This window comes from Celeribacter ethanolicus, assembly GCF_002407265.1.
Classification (GTDB): Bacteria; Pseudomonadota; Alphaproteobacteria; order Rhodobacterales; family Rhodobacteraceae; genus Celeribacter; species Celeribacter ethanolicus.
In genome coordinates this window covers 1344423-1361556 of sequence record NZ_CP022196.1, presented here as the reverse complement: position 1 = coordinate 1361556, position 17134 = coordinate 1344423, and the positions used below count along the sequence as shown (strand labels likewise).

Sequence of the window (17134 nt, the reverse complement as noted above, 5' to 3'; positions counted from 1 at the left end):
ACTAACCTGAGGGGGCGTGAAACGCCCACAGGATTCGCATATGCATGCACAATATTTGTGCCAAGCGAGTTTAAAAAGGGCATTTTGAAAACTTTTGAGGCAAAACATGGCAGAATTGCTGACCAGTGCACAAATGCGCGCCGTTGAGCGAGCGGCAATTGACAGCGGGGAGGTTTCGGGGCTCGAGCTGATGGAGCGTGCCGGGCAGGGCGTCGTCGCGGCGATTTTCGAGGAATGGCCAGAACTGGCGCTTTCTTCTTACAAAGCCGTGGTCCTTTGCGGCCCCGGCAACAACGGCGGCGACGGATTCGTCATCGCGCGCCTGTTGAAGCAACGCGGCTGGGAGGTGGAGGTGTTCCTCTATGGCGATCCTGAGAAACTCCCGCCGGATGCGAAGGCGAATTATGAGCGGTGGCGGGAGGTGGGGGAGGTTGCTCCGCTGAACACGCGAGAATTTAGGCACAGTGACTGCGATGTCGTTGTGGATGCTTTGTTCGGGACTGGGGTGTCGCGCGCTTTGAGTGGTGAGGCTCTCTCGACAATGTCGCAATTGGCGGGGGCAAATGGCGATCGCTACGATAAAATAGTATGCGTCGATTGTCCGTCGGGGTTGTGCCTCGATAGCGGCAGGGTCTTGGCGCAACCGTCAAATCCGGCGCTGGCTGACTTACCCATTCAACTCAATCAACTGCCTCGTTCGCGTTATCCGTATGGAGGGATTGGCTTTGCGGCGCTGACCGTCACTTTCGACAGCCCGAAGTGCGGTCACTTTTTGGATGATGGCCCATTCCTTTGCGGCAAGTTGCGTGTGGTTGATATTGGTGTGCAGGACTTCCGTGAAAATTCGCGCAGAGATATTCTTGATAAGAGCGGCCAGAAGACTGGTCGTGCCGCCAAGCTTGTCCGTCGCCCCGAGGTCTGTCTTGTTCACATGTCGCCGATTGTGAAGGAAAACAGATCCTTTGCGCAGCCGCTTATGCTTTGGGGGAAAGATCCCCAAGACCACAAATACACTCACGGCCACCCCCTGATCCTCTCCGGTCTCTCCGGCAAGACCGGCGCCGCGCGTCTCTCTGCCCGTGCCGCCCTCCGTGTGGGGGCGGGCCTCGTCACGCTCGGCACCCCGCATGAGGCCGTCACAGAAGTCGCCGCACAGATCACCACCATCATGCTGACCGAAATCGATACGCCGGAAATTCTAACCCGCGTCCTGACCGACAAACGCCTCAACGCGCTCTGCATCGGTCCCGGTTTTGGCGTCGAACGGGCAGGGGAGTTCCTGCCCTATGCGCTCGCCGCCAAACGTGCCACCGTGCTCGATGCCGATGCGCTCACCGCGCTCTCGGAAAGTGAAACCGGCTTTGCCGACCTGCACGCAAACTGCGTCCTCACGCCCCACGCGGGCGAGTTCAAGCGTCTCTTCCCAGACCTTGCCACCAAACTGGCCGAGCCGCCCATCAAGGGCCCGGCCTATAGCAAAGTCGATGCCACGCGTGAGGCGGCCAAACGCGCCGGCTGCACGGTGCTGTTCAAAGGCCCCGATACGGTGATCGCTTCGCCGAACGGGCGCTGTTCGATCAACGCCGCCGTCTACGATCGCGCCGCGCCGTGGCTCGCGACCGCTGGCTCCGGCGATGTCCTTGCGGGGCTGATCACCGGTCTCCTGGCGCGCGGGCTTGCCCCACATCATGCTGCGGAAACCGCCGCCTGGCTCCATGTCGAAGCGGCCCGCAGCTTTGGCCCCGGTCTGATCGCTGAGGACCTGCCCGAAGAATTGCCAAAGGTCTTCCGGGCGCTGGGGCTCTGACTTTCGGTTTCCTTTGCTGCCACAAATACTCAAAACAAAAGCCGCCTCGAAAGGGCGGCTTTTTATTACATCGCTCAGACTGCGTAAAAATCAGGCGGCGAAGGGTACTCCCGTCTCGCTCATCACCATCAGCCCGTCGGCATAGATGATTTCTTCACGCTCGAAGGTCAGCTTGAACCTCTTCGGTGCGGGTGTGTCTATGCCCAAAAGAGTCCGCATGCCGGCCCGTGTGATCACACGATCTCCGGGTTCGAGAAACTCGACCGGCAGGATGCCATCGGCGGTCATCACCTTGGTGCCAAGGGGCAAGCCCTTGTCGTGATTGGGTAAAATGTCACGCACGTGGAGCGGTCTCGACGGATTTCGCCCGCCGTCCTGCTCATGATCGTGCCCGCTGCCTTTATAGGTCATGTCAGGGCCTCTGAATGTCTCTGCCTCATATGGTCCCGAGAATATGGTAATTTTGTGTTAACGCACAGGATTTTCTTGGCTCGCCGCCTCGCGGGCGATTGGCTCTTTTCCTAGTGTTGCGCTTTTGCTATCAGCACGCTCATGCGGGTGTGGCGAAATTGGTAGACGCACCAGATTTAGGTTCTGGCGCCTTTGGCGTGGGGGTTCGAGTCCCTTCACCCGCACCACTTTGAAATTATTGATCATTCTCAGGATTCTCCTTTGTTTGCCCCCGCGACACCGGCGAAGTTTCGCAATTTGTTTCGCACTTTCCGGGTTTGTCGCTGTTTTGTTCCCGCTTCTGTTGCGCCCGTTTCGACGCCTTTTTCTGATCCGCGCCGGAAGCATATTTCTGAGCCATCTCAAGGGTCTTGTGCCCCGTCACCGATTGGATGCCGCGGATATCGACACCCGCATCGGCCATCTCCTTGGCTGCCGTGTAGCGCCACCCGTGGGGCACCAACCTGTCATCCCCATCCTTGACGCCAATCGCTTCGCGCACGTTCTCTACGGCCTTCTGCACCTGCCGCTTGCCAAGCGGTTCGGTCGCGTTCTTGGCAAGAATGTGCTTTCCGCGCCGGGGAAGCCCAGCAAGATAGGCCTGCAATCGCGCCGGGCAGTAAACGTCGATCTTAGCGCCCGTCTTTTGCTGAACGACCGACATATATTCACCGTCAAAACCATCCCACTTCATCGCTACGCAATCCCCGAGCCGCTGGCCCGTGCCGATCGCAAGTTCATAGATTGTCCGAGCGACCGACAGACCATGATCTTCACAGTGCTGCTCATATGCTTCCAACGTGGCTGCAGGCCACGCTTTATAAGAGCCGCCCTTGAGCTTGCGGATGTTTGCCACTGGATTGCGGTCAACCCACTCAAGATCCATTGCCCGCTGCAGGAGGATCGACAGCACAGCGATCCGCTCGTTAGCCTTTGCCCTATGCGACGAAGCGTAAGGAACCGGCGCTGAATAAGTCCTACGCCAAGTTGGTGTCGAAGCATTTCTCTGAGGCCGCTGTCAGTCTGCGCGACAAGCTGGTCGATATGGGGTTCGAAGAGGGCGAAGCGGAAGACAATATCGAGGCAGAGCAGCCGGGGCTTGATGACGGGCTGTTCGGACGGCAAACCCGGCCGCGTCCGACTATGACGGTGGAGCTGGACGCCTCCGAGGCGGAACGTAAGGAGATCGGCGGTGTCGCGCCCGGCAAGATCACGGTGTCGGCGGGAGATGACGGCAAGACCCGGATCGAGTTCACCGGCGTGCCCAAGCCCAAGGATGAAGAGCGACTGTTCAAGATGGCCCCTGAGCGCTTGCATGGCGTGCTGCGTGAGAAACTGGATGCGTTCAAGGCGCAGCACGTCGATGATCTGGCCCCCGCCCATCTGGGTGAAGAATTCACCGTGCCGCGACTGATGGCGTATGTGCAGGGTGAGCTGGTCTTTGGCGATACCGATATCCTGATGGAATATCACGACTGGTCGCTGGCCGATCATCCGGCACGGCTGACCAAGGCAGAGTTCGATATTGTCGAGACGACCAACACCTTCGAGATCGATCTAGACGGCAACCACCTGTCAATCTCGGCGGCGGACAGTTCCGAGCAGCTTTCGCTGGATATCGACGTGGACGACTGGACGCCGAATTCGCTGGTGCGCTGGCTGGATGGGAAGGTCCGCGATCAATGGATCGGCCAGGCGGAGCTTCTGGCCTGGCTGAGTGATGTGGTTACCCGTCACCAACGCGGCACCAACGAAGAAATCATCCAGTATGATGAGACGACGGGGCGTCCGATGAACAGTGAGGGCACGATCCGGCAAGACTTCGGATCGACCCGGCGCGGGGATGGTGCAACGGGCGTCGGAAAGCTTGGCAAAGACGGGGATCAGGGCGGCCACCTTGGTGCACACCGTTTTTTCGGTGACACGCCGGATCAGGGCATTGCACCTCAGGCCGGGAACCTCAATATGGGCGCGTGGCGGACCATGGAGAATGAATGGGCCGACTGGACAAAGATGGGCTATGAGGTCGATTTCAAGATCGACGTTTATCCGCCGGGGGCCGTGCGACCGGATGAATTTAGAACTCAGTATCTGGTGAAAGATCCGCAAACGGGAAAAACCGTCTATCGAGGCAGACAGAGGTTTGAAAACGAGCCTGGTCAAAGCTTTAAACGAATAACATGGCGTGAAATGCAACAAAACTATGCGAGGTAAGAATGGCTTCGATTAACAATCTCATCCAGGCAATTGTCGATAATGAGGAAGAATTTGCAAACGAATGGGTTTCGTTTTCTGCAATATTTGGAATCGACACAAAAGGGCGCCCTGAAAGTTCGAATGGCTACCTTTACACACATGATGATTACATAGCTATTGCTCCGGATTTCTTTGCATTTGAGGACGATGTTGCCGCCTACCTCAAAGACATCTACGGCAACGACAAGCTGCCGATCAAAATGCTGGTGCAATTCGACCGCCTGTCTGGCCGTTACAAAACAGAGTTCGAGGACAAAGACGACAGCCGCTGGCGGGTCCGCCCGGCGGACATCAATGGCTATATCGAAGAGCTTCGGCCAAAGTTCGACCAATGACCTTCGAAGAGGAAGTCCAGGCGCGCAAGATCGCCAAAATGATCGAGGCGGAAATCCCCGAAAATTTCCGCCCCGACTGGGCCTCCGTCTCCGCCTGGCTGTGGCTTTCGGACACGGACAAGGGCTGCGGCGGCGGGGCTTATGTGTTCGACCGTCTGGGCTATGCCACGGGATTTTCATTCCCGCTGCAAGCTGTTTTGACGCCGCTGTCCACATTGCGCCTGATGCATCCCGAACAGGAGACGCATCCGTGGAAGACCGTGCTTTTGCAGTTCGGTCGAGCGGAGCCGGATCTGCGTCTTTTTTACGAGTATAACGATCCCTATCGCTGGATGGTGACCGAGGAAAATTACAAGACGAAGATCCGGGAATTGAAGCCAGATTTTTCAGATATGAGGCGACTTCACAAACGCGGGTCGCGCGCAGTATGGTCTCGGAACGGTTCTTAGGAGCGAGAGCGACAGATATGCCAGCAGCAGGACGACAGGGCGACATTGGGTAACGCACAATTCACTGGATGCCCTCTACGCCCCCTCCCCCGAGTACAAGAAATGAGTTCTTGCGACGGATGGGCTATTTTGCAAACCAATACCTTGACGGAGGGGGCAATGGTTTGCCTGAGGGGGTTGCGTTCGCTATATTACGGGCTGGAAGGTGAAAATGTCGTTATTGGATGACTGGCTGTCATATGTCGAAAACCCGTCGCGTTTTAACAAACATCATTTTGAAAGTCTGATGCTTGAATTGGAGACGCGAAAAGACCTAGAGGCGGCCTTTGCTGGTTTGCCCGGAGGGTGGGCGTTTATCGAGCGAATTGAACAACTACGCAAGGATGCCGATTTCAACGGCACCTACCTTTTGGCAAAGCCGCGAGAGGTGGACGCGGATGCAATCGCCCTTGCCGAGGCCTATCGGGATGCGGTGGCAGATCGCCTGTTCGAACTAGGGAACGATGATGCGTCCTACATTCGCAAGCAACCTGTCAAGCTGATTTCCAGTGACGACTACGATGCGGGGTATAAAGCCGGGGCATTGGGTCTTCTGGATGCGACGATGACTATCGGTGATGATGCAATTGATGTTGCTTCTGAAAGACCAAAGTGGATTCGAGGGCTTCGGGAAGCCGTTTACATGATGACCACCATCCCGGAGGTCACGCGGTATCTCTTGGGGCCGATCCTGCGCTATCCGATGAATGATGAACCGGCGGCTAGGCTCTGGCTCATGGGGCACCGTATCGACTTCACCAAGGACAATACGCTTCTGATTGTCGGCGGGGCGGGGTGAGACAGGATTAAGGCCCCCTGTTTTTCCTTTCAATATATCTTTACGCAACGGGTATTTTCGCATCCCAAACGCTCATTTGCCGCGCGTATGACGCTTTGGTGAGACGATGGCGGACGATTGGGCCGCCAATCAGACACCAGCTTGGGAAAAGGTCAACGGGCCGAATGCGACCATGGACACCCCGGGGCACACGGGGTTGGATTCTGTGTATACAAACCCTAATCCCCCTCCCGATTATTTTGTAACGGATGCAAAATGCGGGACAGCCGGACTTGGTAAGTTGAAGGATCTTACTGTGCAAATGTCGCCAGCTTGGATTAGACCGAGGGTCAAAGATTCCTTCTCTAAAAGAGAAGCAAGGAGAATTTTAAATAGTTATGAGGCTGAAATTCTTCGTGTCGATAAAGATGGAAATGTTACTCGCGAGAGCTTGGAAAATAGAGTTTGGAGGGAAGAAGACCGATGAGAGATATTCGAAAAGGTAAAGACTACTGGGACTTCTATTTGAAAGATGTTTCTGAGTTTATTGAAGAAATTATAGAAGAATCTGAGGAAACAGGCCGCTCATATAAAAACCGACTGGGGGATTGGTATGATGTCCAAGACAATGAGTTTGATCTCACCTCCGCCCTGTATTCCTCCGCCGTCGCAACGCACGGCCTATGGTGCAACCTGGGCTTGGGGGGATGAGGGATTTATTGCCGATCTTGACGGTCAGCCGCTGCACGAGATCACGACAGTTGATCGCTTCGGCTCCCGCAAGACGACGCAGTATCGGCCCTGTTCAGGCGGCTTCAGTGGCGATGCCGAATACCGTTTCCGCCAGCACCGCGCAACACAGATCATGCCGGGGTGTACGGCGCTGTTCTCGGTCAGCTTCAACGGCGGCGCGCAGACTTCAACCATCAGCTTTTCGCTGACCGATTTCGATCTGATCCGTCAGCATGTGGCCGAGGTGGACCGCCAGATCCTCGAAGCGCTGACGGACGACACGCCGGTCGCGCCCGCCGATATGGACCTGTGACACCATGACCGACACTGCACCAGAAACCCAGACCTGCCCGTTCTGCTACACCGAGATGGACGGTCGCGCCACGGTTTGTAGCAATTGCCACGCGGTCAAAGACACGACGCCACCCGGAGTTGCGCGCGTAAAGGTTTTCTTCCTCGGAGGTCTGCTGGCCTTTTTCGGCTTTGGCACCACATTCGTCGGTACGGGGCGCGGCCCCAGTATGTGGGGCGTGCCCCTTATCGTGCTGAGCGCCCTCGTCCTTGTCTGGGCATGGAGGGCGGACCTTTCACACCAACCCTGGCACCGCAAGGAATAGGATAGCCCCCTCATGGAAACTCATTGGATCGACAGCCCAAAACACCAAGCCGACCGTAAGGAACTGGCTGACCTTTGCGGGCGCCCCCGCACTCCGGCAGAAGACGCACGGCTTGCGGAACTGAAGGAACGGGTGCGAAACTGGGCGCAGCTCAATCAGGCCGCAGAGGAGTTCGTGAACGGCGCGCCATGAGCGGCTGTCCTCGCTCCTCGAATTCCAGCTATTGCCACGCAGGACCAATATGTCGAAAGCCAACCCCAACAAACCGTTCCGGGCGAAATGCACGCTCTGCGGCACCATCGCGGAAAGCTGGCACTACGCGGCCAAAGCGCCGAAATGGGCGACCAGCCTGGTGTTCCTTCAGGATGCCAATGATCTGCTCTTCGCTGAAACGGCTTCTCTTCATCGTCTGTCTCCTCAGTTGGAGAACAGGCTAACCTCAAATCGAGGACTTTTCAGGGGAGCAGGTCACCTCTGCAACCGGCACAGCGCTTGAGGTGTTGCTGAATACGGCACTGGGACAGCCTTCCGATCATAACTGGGCGATATGGCCAATCTGCGCAATGGCAAGCTTGCACGGGATAAAAGCCAAAAGCTCTACGACTATCGTTTCCCCTTGGAGCCCCCTCGCAGGGCTTGGAGACGTGACCTCTCCACCTGCACCGAACCATGCACAATCCATTGGTCGATTGATCGCCAATCAGGGCCTCTACCTACGCATTCTAATGGTCAAGGTTAATATCGACTGGAATGATCCGGCCCACTTTTGCATGACCATCAATGTCAAACGCCAGCTCACTTCCGTCAAAATAACCGGAAGACAAAATGTCCTCTACGGAAGGTGGGGCGTAGAAATATGTCTCTCCATCGGAGGACATTTCCCTATCTGAAATAAAGATACCCATCCCCTTGTATTCGGCAATGCCAGAGTAACTGTCGTAGGCTTCTATCCAATAGGCAGGAACTTTAATCCCATCCTTTAAGACGAGATCTCTACGCTCCAAGGAAATGAAAAAACCGCCGTCTAGACCTCCCCGAAAAACTGCATCTAAAGGTACATTCTCTGGGCGTTCAATGGTCATGGGATCAGAACTCGTTTCACTCGTATTATTCTTGGTAGCCATCTGAAAAATGGCAACACCTACAATCAAAATTGATACGCCTATCGCGCCTAAAGCAATTTTTTTCATTCTGAAATCTGCCATACAAATTCTTTGAAGGTATCGGTTGTCGGCCAGTACGTAATATAATTCTGCCAAGGCATCATATCTTGTTCATTGGGAGGGAAACTATCCCATATCGGAACCGGTCCAAACCAAGAAAAACCTCCAGCAGCATTTACTTTGTGCGCAAATGTTATGCAACTATTCGAAGTAAAGCTATACTCTGAATTGTTATAAGATTCAGCGAAGTCTACCGCTTGATCATAGCCCCCGCAATTGTGGTCAAAGTTGCCATGCAAGTGAGTGTTTTTCCCGGATCGACCAGTAATGCTTTTGGCGAGATTGTGAAGAGATGATACCGTCGGCCACCCACTTTCCTCTAACGATAAGTTTGGAACCGATACATTTCTTACACTGCCAATGTGATTGCCTTCACTGTCGCGAGAATAACGACCATACTCATAATATCGGGTTTGGCCTGTTCCTCCCTGAACGAGAACAATCCCAGCATGTCCCAAAGGAATATTATAATGTCCTTCATTGTCTATGCCAAAGTCTGGGTGCTCTTCGGCTCCAATTTTAGGCTGCAAGCCTAACTTTTCCGGCCCCCATCCAATATCAATTGGATATCTTGGCCATATGCAAATAATAGAGAAATCTGGTTTACATCTATCAAATAGTCCCATCACACCAATCCTGATAAATATTCAACTGTAAGCTCTTTTGTTTTTTTCTCACATTTCGTCCTTCAATGACTTTGTCGGCAATCACCTTTAATCCACGAGAATTGGACAATTTAAGATACGCCATGATGGTATGAGGTTTTCTAATTCCTGCCTCCCATAGCTTTGGTAAGCTGCTGTAAATCACTTCAAAATCAAATGCGGAATAGTCTATTCCAGACTTAACCAAAGGGTATAGGAATGAGAAAAAATCTCTATTCAAGATGATCTTAAAGCCGTCATTCTGTGCGTTTGTTGTTAGTATAGTGGCTTTATCGGAATTGGTTAAAACGATTTTGCCTTCTGATATGAGAGCTGAGAACAATTTTCTATGTTTGGATAAAACAGGAACCTCAGAAATTATTTTTGCGGCGGAATAGAGCATTTCTGGCTCCCAGAACCTGAAATAATACCACTTCCCATTTTCATCCTGCACCTTGGTAAACTTCCGAAAATGCTTCCAGACATCGTCGAACTCCGCGCGGGAGCGTAGATATATTCCCGGCTCGCGATGCCACATATGCACCGTCGTCATCGTTTCCGACATATCCGGCAGATGGGTGAACAGGCGGCGGACAAAGGAGCTGTCCGGGGAAAGTTCGAACAGGTAAGGCGTAACGTCTTTTTGCTCCTCAGCGGCGTCTCCTTTGAACAGGCAACGGAACGGCAGGCCGCAGTCTTCGAATTCGCTCAGGCCGGACTGGAACTTTCCTGCATCGAGGATCGCATAGGTTTTCATCGGTGGGACATATTCGACGCCGCCGTAATGCGCAATCTCTGCCTCGGTCGGTGCGGGCTGCCCGAAAAGCGGATCATAAAGTGCATCGGGCACATTTTTCATCGGCCAGACGCCCGATTGTCGGTCCAGCGGCGCGACGGAGAATTCCTCGACGGTCAAATAATTCTGTTGCGTGTCCGTGTTTGTGAAGGGCTCCAAGGACCCCATCTCCACGGGATTGCCGGAATGAACAGCCTGTACCAGTGCGCTGAAGTGTGGCGACGTTTGGTTTTGACATTCACGGACAGGAGAGACGTTTTCGAGTCGGACGAGCGTTAGGTCGCGGTATAAAATCTCTGCCTCAATCCCTGAGCGATAGGTCGCATATCCATCGGACCACACGGCGATAAGACTTTGATATGCGACCCCGGTTTTATCATTTCGAAAAATGCCGTTGCCGATCCATGGCTCAAATAAACTCATACTCAACTATCAGTTATTTAAAGGAATTCTATCATAAGCGTCGGTGACATTCATGCAGAAAATCGCAATTGGGTCATTGCGAAGCCTGAACAGTATGACGAACAACGTCAAATGATTTTTAGGGAATGTCTGCCGCACATCCCAAGTCTTGGGACTGCCGCCCCGGGCGCGGATCAAAGGGTGGGGCCTCGCCATGCTCGCTTTTTTTCGTTGCAGCTGCGCGTGGTTCCGGTTCCGTGGTTCCCACGCCTTTGATCCTTTCTCCCCCACTGCTCGGCGCAAGCCAGACGGTTGCATGCGCAACCCGTCAAAACCAAAGAGGAGAAAAGACCATGCCATATTTACATGCCCAACCCTATGACCTGTCAGCTACCGGCTTTTATTTTGAAAGCATGGAGGCGTTTCTTGAAAAGGCGAAAGCTAATCGCAATGCCTATGGCGCAGGGCGACACAGGATCGGATCACGACGGCTTCCCGCCACCCCCTGCCACATCAGGCAGCGGGGATGTGAGCATCAATGGCCAGCCTGCGCTCCGCCAAGGAGACAGCTTTGCCCCCCATGCCAAACCCAAACATCCTCCGCACGGGCGCAGCCTCTCGGGCGGGTCTGGGACAGTGTTCATCAACGGCAAACCGGCAGGCCGCGTTGGCGACGCCATCGACTGTGGTGGCAGCGTGTGGAGTGGGTCGGGGGATGTGTCGATTGGGGGGAGGCGGAAGCGGACCTTTGATGAACAGTTCTCGGATGGCAGCTTAGGGCCGATTCTTCCTAACTTTCCACCTGTTCCAACACGGCCCGCCAGTTCTGTTTTGCGCCCAGAACCCGGATCACCGATAGTTTCGCATCGTCCGCCATATAAACCACCAGATGCGGACCAATCGGGTGGATGCGCACGGGTGGGGTGAACTCGTGATATTCGCGGGCCATAGTCGGCATCGCGCAGAGCATATCAAAGCTCTCGGAAATCGTATCGAGATAGCGTTCGGCTTGGGCCTCGCTCCACGTTTCTACCGTATAGGCCCAAATCTCTTCGAGGTCAGTTCTGGCTTTTGGCGTCAGATGCAGCGCGAGCGGCTCATTCGTCATGACGGGCCTTGAGGCTGGCTTTGAAGCCGGACATCTCAAACGGTTCCGCCGGGCCGCTCTCCAGCCCTTCGGTGATCGCGCCTTGCAGCATCGCAATCGCCGATTGGCGCTCCTGATCTTTGCGGATCAGGTGGCGGACATAATCGCTGGCGTTGGCAAAACTGCCCGTGGTCGATTGGTCTTCAACCCAAGACTTCATGCCGTCCGGCAGGGAAACATTCATTGTGGCCATGGAGGTCTCCTTCATGGGGTTAGTATAGCGCATATTGGCAATCTTTGTCAAAATGAATGGCAAACCTTGTCATGACTCTATGGCCCGCGACTTAACCCGAAAGGGCGGGGCCGATTGTGGGCATGGGTCTTTTGTTCAATTTCAACCTGAAACCGTGAGGTGCGATTGAGGCTGGCAGCAATATCCCGAGCCAACTGACTGCGGCCCCCGCCCAAAGTTCTTTGACGAACTTTCGAATTTCGGCTTCGGTATGCTGCGTTGTGAACGCCGCCGCGCGATCTTTGGGCGTCCTCGCCATGCTCGCTTTTCTTCGTTGCAGCTCCGCGTGGCTCCGGTCCCGTGGTTCCCACGCCTTTGCTCCTTACACACCCGCTCCTCGGCGGAGGCCAGGCGGTTGCATGCGCAACCTGTCAGAACAAAAAGAGGGAAACAGACCATGCCTTGGACGTGTGATCACACATTCTGCATCGCCCGCAGCAGAAACAGTGTCATCCTCCGCCAGCACGACCGACTTGATATAGGCTGCCAGAGACATCGCCCCGGCCTGCGCTTCAAGCCGGGTGCGTTCCTCTTCGGACAGTCGCAATGAAAACGGGGCAGCATGGCTCAGCCGCGGAGGATCTTGCCGAGCATGTCGGTCTTCCAGAGGTACTGATGCGCCAGCGCCAGAGAGACGTGGATCGGGATCAAGACCCAGAACAGCGGCTGGATCACACGGGTGTGCAGCGTGAGCGCGAAGGGCAGGTGGCCGTAATGCGCCAAGAGGCCGGTGAGCGGCATGGCGAAGAAGAACAGGTAGAAAATCCATTGCCCGGTGCGGGCAAAGACGCGGAAGAACCAAGGCGCGCCCAAGGGTTCGGGTGGTACGCCGAAGCCCAGGCGCAGGAACAGGCGCAGCACGGCGAGCAGCAATACGGCCAGGCCGATGACGATGTGCATGGAGAGTGGCTGTTCGAACCCGGGAATGAGCAAGTACCACATTTTCTGGGGAAACAGCAGGTTGAGAAGGATTAACCCCACCATCGTCCAGTGCAGGAGGCGCTGGGGCAGGGAGAAGGTGTCTGGAAGGTCGCGCATGTCTTTGCCGGTTCGAATCTTTGGTCAGAAAAGATATATATTTTAAATATGTTTTTGGATTTGATGTGGCGCAAACCGGGGAGCGAAGCGGGGTTGACCGCGTCAGATGTGAACAGGGCAGGGGCGGGGGCGCGGAGGACGGAATCGCCTTGCACGATGGGCTTTGACCGCCTAGAAGGGCGACTGATTTACACGGTCGCCTTTGTTGCGGCCCGACTGGACGTACAAGACGTAAGAAGGACGCCAAGATGCAGGTCACCGAGACCCTGAACGAAGGTCTGAAGCGCGGCTATCAGATCACCATCACCGCCGCCGAGCTGGACGACAAAGTCAATGCCAAGCTGAAAGAGGCGCAGCCGGAAGTCGAAATGAAAGGCTTCCGCAAAGGCAAGGTGCCGCTGGCGCTGCTGAAAAAGCAATTCGGCCCGCGCGTTCTGGGTGAAGCCATGCAGGAAACCGTCGATGCGGCGATGAATGACCATTTCGAAGCCTCTGGCGACAAACCGGCGATGCAGCCCAATGTCACCATGGACGGCGGCGAAGAGTGGAAAGAGGGCGATGACGTCGTGGTCACCATGACCTACGAAGCTCTGCCGCAGATCCCGGAAGCCGATTTGTCCACCGTGACGCTCGAGAAACTCGTGGTGAAAGCCTCCGCCGAAGAAATCGAAGACGCGCTGAAAAACCTCGCGGCCACCGCGCAGAACTTTGAAGACAAAGACGGCGCGGCCGCCGATGGCGATCAGGTCGTGATCGACTTCAAAGGGTTCGTCGATGGTGAAGCCTTCGAAGGCGGCGAAGCGGAAGACTACCCGCTGGTTCTGGGTTCCGGTTCCTTCATCCCGGGCTTCGAAGAACAGCTCGTCGGTCTGAAAGCCGGCGACGCGAAAAGCGTCGAAGTGAAATTCCCGGAAGAGTACGGCGCCGAGAACCTCGCTGGCAAAGACGCCACCTTCGAGTGCACCGTCAAAGCCGTGAAAACCCCGGTTGCCGCCGAGATCGACGACGAGCTGGCGAAGAAATTCGGTGTCGAGGACCTCGTCACGCTGAAAAACCAGATCACCGAGCGTCTCGAAGCCGAATATGCCGGTGCCGCCCGCGCGATCATGAAACGTGGCCTTCTCGATCAACTGGACGATAAAGTGTCCTTCGAGCTGCCGCCGAGCCTCGTCGAAGCCGAAGCCAACCAGATCGCTCACCAGCTCTGGCACGAGGAAAACCCGGACGTGCACGGTCACGATCACCCGGAAATCGAGACCACCGAAGAGCACACCAAACTGGCCGAACGCCGCGTGCGCCTTGGTCTGCTGCTGGCTGACATCGGTCAGAAGCAAGAGATTCAGGTCACCGACGCCGAGTTCACCCAAGCCGTGCTGACCCAAGCCCGTCAATACCCGGGTCAGGAGCGTCAGTTCTTTGAATTCGTTCAGCAAAACCCGCAGATGCGTCAGCAGATCCAGGCCCCGCTGTTCGAAGACAAAGTGGTCGACTACATCGCCGAGAACGCCCAGGTGACGGAAAAAGAGGTCTCGAAAGAGGACCTCGAGAAAGCCGTCGAAGCGCTCGACGAAGAGTAAGATAAGCCCGAACAGGGCATCTCGCATCGAGCGAGGGACAGAGGGCCGCTTCCGTGAGGAGGCGGCCTTTTCCTATATGATCAGACATTCTGAGAGGCCCCTGTCTTCGAGGCAGAGCACCCCGGCACGGGCTGATGTCGAGGAAGGGGGGGCGGGTTTTGGGCAGAGGATGTGACGTGACGCGTCTTCTGAACCGTGGGGTATGAGTGTTCAGGAATAGAAATTCCCCCTGTTTCGCAATGCGGAGAGTGCTACTCCACCGTCAATCTGAACAGGAGAATTTTGAATGATTAAGAAACTTCTTGCGGAGGGGTTTGGTACCTTCTGGCTTGTTTTCGGAGGGTGTGGCAGTGCGATTTACGCGGCCGGCGTGCCGGATGTCGGGATCGGTTACGCGGGGGTGGCGCTGGCGTTCGGCCTGACCGTTCTGACCATGGCTTTTGCCGTTGGCCATATCTCCGGCGGACATTTCAATCCGGCGGTGACACTGGGACTCGTCGTCGCGGGGCGTCATCCTGTAAAAGATCTGCCGGCCTATTGGGGCGCGCAGATCGTCGGTGCCATTATCGCCGCCGCCGGACTTTACCTTATCGCTTCCGGTATGACCGGGTTCGAAGGGGCGGGCGGTTTCGCCTCCAATGGCTATGGCGAACTGTCGCCGCAGGGCTATTCCATGACCTCCGCTCTGGTGATCGAAATCATCCTGACGGCAGGTTTCCTTTTCGTCATTTTGGGGTCCACCTCCAAAGGCGCACCGGCGGGTTTTGGTCCGATTGCGATCGGCCTTGCCCTGACGTTGATCCATCTGATCTCCATTCCGGTGACCAACACCTCTGTGAACCCGGCGCGTTCGACGGGGGTGGCCTTGTTTGCGGAGACGGCTGCGCTGGGCCAGCTCTGGCTGTTCTGGGTTGCGCCCCTTGCCGGTGCGGTGATTGGCGGGGTGCTCTGGAAGCTGGTGTCGACGACCGAGGATTGATCCTCAAAGGCGATTTGAGACAATAAGAAAAGCCGCTTCCGGGAGGAGGCGGCCTTTTCCATGGGCAGAGACGCGTGAAAAAAGGGGGCTCTGCCCCTTCGCTCCGCTCACCCCCGGGATATTTCCGGACAAAAGAAACGCTTTAGCTGCGCAGACCGGTTTCGTAGAGCAGGCCCTGTTTCTTGGCCTCGTAGTAATAGCCGCGGGCGTACCAGCCCATGGCGCCGTCGATGTCACCGCCGGAGACGAGATAGGCGCCACGCAGGTATTTGCCCGCGTATTTCAGGTTCACATCGGCATTGAGCAGCTCTTTCGGCTCGCCCTGAAAGCCCATGGTGCGGGCGGTTTGCGGCAGGATTTGCAGGAGGCCCCAGTAGGGACCGTTGCGGGCGGCAGGATTGTGGGTGCTTTCGCGGATAGCCTGACGGTGCACCAGCTCACGCGGAATGTCGTAATAGTCGGCCCATTTGTTGATCTGCGCGCGCAGTTGCGGCGTCTCATTGGGGTAGAGCGGCGGGTTGAAGCCTTTGGCGCGGGACACTTCGGCCTTGTTGCCACAGGCGGCGAGAGCGAGAGCGGACAAAAGGAAGGTCCGACGGGCGACTGCTGTCATGCTTGAGCTCTTGGAAAATTGAACTGGGTTTATTGACCATGTTTGGCTGAATCTGCCAAGTCCGCAGAGTTGGCATCGGCGGAAGCTCGCCGTTTGTAGCGGACGCAAAGAAAAAGCCCCGCCGGTGAGCGGGGCTTTCCAAATTGTGGAGGGGGAGAAGATTACTCTTCTTCGGCCTCGGCAGCCGGAGCGGCGAAATCGTCGTCGTCGGAGGCGGCGCCACCGATGTCGTCGAACAGCTCGGCGATCTCGAATTCAGCCTGAGCTTCAGCTTCGGCGGCAAGTTCCTGAATGGATTTGCCTGCGGATTGCAGTTCGGCTTCTTCCAGGGAGCGGGCGACGTTCAGGATGATCGTCGCATCGACTTCCGGGTGCAGCAGGACGTGCACTTCGTGCAGGCCGAGCTCTTTGATCGGGGCTTTCAGGACGACCTGTTTGCGGTCGACGGAGAAACCACCGGCGGTTGCAGCTTCGGCGGCGTCACGCGGGGTGACGGAGCCGTAGAGCGAACCAGCGTCGGACGCAGAGCGAATCACGACGAACTTCTGACCGTCGAGTTTCTCGGCAGCCGCTTCGGCCTCTTTTTTGGTTTCGAGGTTGCGGGCTTCGAGCTGAGCTTTCTGAGCTTCGAAAGCTTTGATGTTCGCCTCGGAGGCACGCAGTGCTTTTTCCTGCGGCAGCAGGAAGTTGCGGGCGTAGCCGTCTTTGACGGACACGACATCGCCCATCTGGCCAAGCTTGGCCACGCGTTCGAGAAGGATAACTTGCATGTGCTTACTCCTTACTTCACGGCGTAGGGCAGCAGGGCGAGGAAGCGGGCACGTTTGATGGCGCGAGCCAGTTCACGTTGTTTCTTCGCGGAGACTGCGGTGATGCGGGACGGGACGATCTTGCCGCGCTCGGAGATGTAGCGCTGGAGAAGACGGGTGTCCTTGTAGTCGATGGCAGGCGCGTTCTCGCCGGAGAACGGGCACACTTTGCGACGACGGAAAAACGGTTTAGTGGCCATGGGTTAGGTCC

At 56.0% G+C, this 17134-nt stretch carries 23 protein-coding genes, 1 tRNA gene and 1 pseudogene; 14 read left to right on the top strand and 11 right to left on the bottom strand.

The window, feature by feature from the left end; all coding sequences use genetic code 11:
• The first annotated feature begins 106 nt into the window (after positions 1 to 106).
• A complete protein-coding gene (locus CEW89_RS06595; RefSeq protein WP_096805362.1) occupies positions 107 to 1807 on the top strand; it encodes an NAD(P)H-hydrate dehydratase in 1701 nt (566 codons plus the stop codon).
• Between the two features lie 90 nt (positions 1808 to 1897).
• Here CEW89_RS06595 and CEW89_RS06590 read toward each other — a convergent pair whose 3' ends face one another.
• Positions 1898 to 2218, bottom strand: coding sequence for a Hint domain-containing protein (locus tag CEW89_RS06590; protein WP_066708977.1), 321 nt, complete (start codon positions 2216 to 2218; stop codon positions 1898 to 1900).
• A gap of 143 nt (positions 2219 to 2361) precedes the next feature.
• On the opposite strand from CEW89_RS06590, the gene CEW89_RS06585 reads away from it, so the two are divergent.
• A tRNA-Leu gene (locus tag CEW89_RS06585) sits at positions 2362 to 2445 on the top strand.
• Between the two features lie 8 nt (positions 2446 to 2453).
• On the opposite strand, the gene CEW89_RS06580 is transcribed toward CEW89_RS06585, so the two are convergent.
• The gene (locus CEW89_RS06580) at positions 2454 to 3170 is read right to left on the bottom strand and encodes a site-specific integrase (protein ID WP_244906168.1); all 717 of its coding nucleotides are present in this window, start codon (positions 3168 to 3170) and stop codon (positions 2454 to 2456) included.
• Between the two features lie 20 nt (positions 3171 to 3190).
• On the opposite strand from CEW89_RS06580, the gene CEW89_RS06575 reads away from it, so the two are divergent.
• From CEW89_RS06575 to CEW89_RS21000, 9 genes are all read left to right on the top strand, one after another.
• A complete protein-coding gene (locus CEW89_RS06575) occupies positions 3191 to 4471 on the top strand; it encodes a DNA/RNA non-specific endonuclease (RefSeq protein WP_096805361.1) in 1281 nt (426 codons plus the stop codon).
• 2 nt (positions 4472 to 4473) lie between these two features.
• Complete coding sequence (locus CEW89_RS06570) at positions 4474 to 4848, top strand: hypothetical protein (RefSeq protein ID WP_096805360.1); 375 nt, start codon at positions 4474 to 4476, stop codon at positions 4846 to 4848.
• Entirely contained in the window at positions 4845 to 5297 is a 453-nt protein-coding gene (locus tag CEW89_RS06565; RefSeq protein WP_096805359.1) for a hypothetical protein, read from the top strand. Before CEW89_RS06570 ends, CEW89_RS06565 begins: the two co-directional genes overlap by 4 nt.
• A 211-nt stretch (positions 5298 to 5508) precedes the next feature.
• Positions 5509 to 6135: a hypothetical protein gene (locus CEW89_RS06560; protein WP_096805358.1), complete on the top strand. Its 627-nt coding sequence runs from the start codon at positions 5509 to 5511 to the stop codon at positions 6133 to 6135.
• 106 nt (positions 6136 to 6241) lie between these two features.
• A complete protein-coding gene (locus CEW89_RS20715; RefSeq protein WP_157779776.1) occupies positions 6242 to 6601 on the top strand; it encodes a hypothetical protein in 360 nt (119 codons plus the stop codon).
• Positions 6602 to 6727: 126 nt separating this feature from the next.
• Positions 6728 to 7159: a hypothetical protein gene (locus CEW89_RS06555; RefSeq protein WP_096805357.1), complete on the top strand. Its 432-nt coding sequence runs from the start codon at positions 6728 to 6730 to the stop codon at positions 7157 to 7159.
• Between the two features lie 4 nt (positions 7160 to 7163).
• Positions 7164 to 7463 carry a hypothetical protein gene (locus CEW89_RS06550; RefSeq protein WP_096805356.1) on the top strand — a complete coding sequence of 100 codons (300 nt, stop codon included), beginning with the start codon at positions 7164 to 7166 and terminating at the stop codon, positions 7461 to 7463.
• 12 nt (positions 7464 to 7475) lie between these two features.
• On the top strand, positions 7476 to 7655 hold the full coding sequence (locus CEW89_RS06545; RefSeq protein WP_096805355.1) for a hypothetical protein: 180 nt from the start codon (positions 7476 to 7478) through the stop codon (positions 7653 to 7655).
• A 49-nt stretch (positions 7656 to 7704) separates the two neighbouring features.
• The gene (locus CEW89_RS21000; RefSeq protein WP_096805354.1) at positions 7705 to 7959 is read left to right on the top strand and encodes a hypothetical protein; all 255 of its coding nucleotides are present in this window, start codon (positions 7705 to 7707) and stop codon (positions 7957 to 7959) included.
• Between the two features lie 226 nt (positions 7960 to 8185).
• Here CEW89_RS21000 and CEW89_RS06535 read toward each other — a convergent pair whose 3' ends face one another.
• From CEW89_RS06535 to CEW89_RS06530, 3 genes are read right to left on the bottom strand one after another with little or no spacing between them, the layout of a single operon-like run.
• The gene (locus CEW89_RS06535; RefSeq protein ID WP_096805353.1) at positions 8186 to 8668 is read right to left on the bottom strand and encodes a hypothetical protein; all 483 of its coding nucleotides are present in this window, start codon (positions 8666 to 8668) and stop codon (positions 8186 to 8188) included.
• Positions 8650 to 9312, bottom strand: a complete 663-nt coding sequence (locus CEW89_RS20705) for a hypothetical protein (protein WP_157779774.1) — start codon at positions 9310 to 9312, stop codon at positions 8650 to 8652. The genes CEW89_RS06535 and CEW89_RS20705 overlap by 19 nt, the downstream gene beginning before the upstream one ends.
• Positions 9299 to 10549, bottom strand: a complete 1251-nt coding sequence (locus CEW89_RS06530; protein ID WP_096805352.1) for a DUF4123 domain-containing protein — start codon at positions 10547 to 10549, stop codon at positions 9299 to 9301. The genes CEW89_RS20705 and CEW89_RS06530 overlap by 14 nt, the downstream gene beginning before the upstream one ends.
• Before the next feature lie 345 nt (positions 10550 to 10894).
• On the opposite strand from CEW89_RS06530, the pseudogene CEW89_RS21200 reads away from it, so the two are divergent.
• A pseudogene (locus tag CEW89_RS21200) lies at positions 10895 to 11218 on the top strand (PAAR domain-containing protein); the annotation flags it as partial.
• Positions 11219 to 11318: 100 nt separating this feature from the next.
• Here CEW89_RS21200 and CEW89_RS21195 read toward each other — a convergent pair.
• The 3 genes from CEW89_RS21195 to CEW89_RS06505 all read right to left on the bottom strand — a co-directional run bounded on the left by CEW89_RS21195 (position 11319) and on the right by CEW89_RS06505 (position 12945).
• Positions 11319 to 11636, bottom strand: coding sequence for a type II toxin-antitoxin system RelE/ParE family toxin (locus CEW89_RS21195; RefSeq protein WP_096805351.1), 318 nt, complete (start codon positions 11634 to 11636; stop codon positions 11319 to 11321).
• Complete coding sequence (locus CEW89_RS06515; protein WP_096805350.1) at positions 11626 to 11868, bottom strand: type II toxin-antitoxin system ParD family antitoxin; 243 nt, start codon at positions 11866 to 11868, stop codon at positions 11626 to 11628. The genes CEW89_RS21195 and CEW89_RS06515 overlap by 11 nt, the downstream gene beginning before the upstream one ends.
• A gap of 606 nt (positions 11869 to 12474) precedes the next feature.
• Entirely contained in the window at positions 12475 to 12945 is a 471-nt protein-coding gene (locus CEW89_RS06505; protein WP_096805349.1) for a cytochrome b, read from the bottom strand.
• Between the two features lie 248 nt (positions 12946 to 13193).
• Here CEW89_RS06505 and tig point away from each other — a divergent pair, with 248 nt between their 5' ends.
• On the top strand, positions 13194 to 14522 hold the full coding sequence (gene tig, locus CEW89_RS06500) for a trigger factor (protein ID WP_096805348.1): 1329 nt from the start codon (positions 13194 to 13196) through the stop codon (positions 14520 to 14522).
• A gap of 286 nt (positions 14523 to 14808) precedes the next feature.
• Entirely contained in the window at positions 14809 to 15501 is a 693-nt protein-coding gene (gene aqpZ / locus CEW89_RS06495; RefSeq protein ID WP_096805347.1) for an aquaporin Z, read from the top strand.
• A 142-nt stretch (positions 15502 to 15643) separates the two neighbouring features.
• Here aqpZ and CEW89_RS06490 read toward each other — a convergent pair whose 3' ends face one another.
• From CEW89_RS06490 to rpsR, 3 genes are all read right to left on the bottom strand, one after another.
• Positions 15644 to 16114 (bottom strand): transglycosylase SLT domain-containing protein, encoded by a 471-nt coding sequence (locus CEW89_RS06490; protein WP_066710792.1) that lies wholly within the window; start codon positions 16112 to 16114, stop codon positions 15644 to 15646.
• A 161-nt stretch (positions 16115 to 16275) separates the two neighbouring features.
• Positions 16276 to 16884: a 50S ribosomal protein L9 gene (rplI, locus tag CEW89_RS06485; protein WP_096805346.1), complete on the bottom strand. Its 609-nt coding sequence runs from the start codon at positions 16882 to 16884 to the stop codon at positions 16276 to 16278.
• Positions 16885 to 16895: 11 nt separating this feature from the next.
• Positions 16896 to 17123, bottom strand: a complete 228-nt coding sequence (rpsR, locus tag CEW89_RS06480) for a 30S ribosomal protein S18 (protein ID WP_036700444.1) — start codon at positions 17121 to 17123, stop codon at positions 16896 to 16898.
• Between the last annotated feature and the right edge of the window lie 11 nt (positions 17124 to 17134).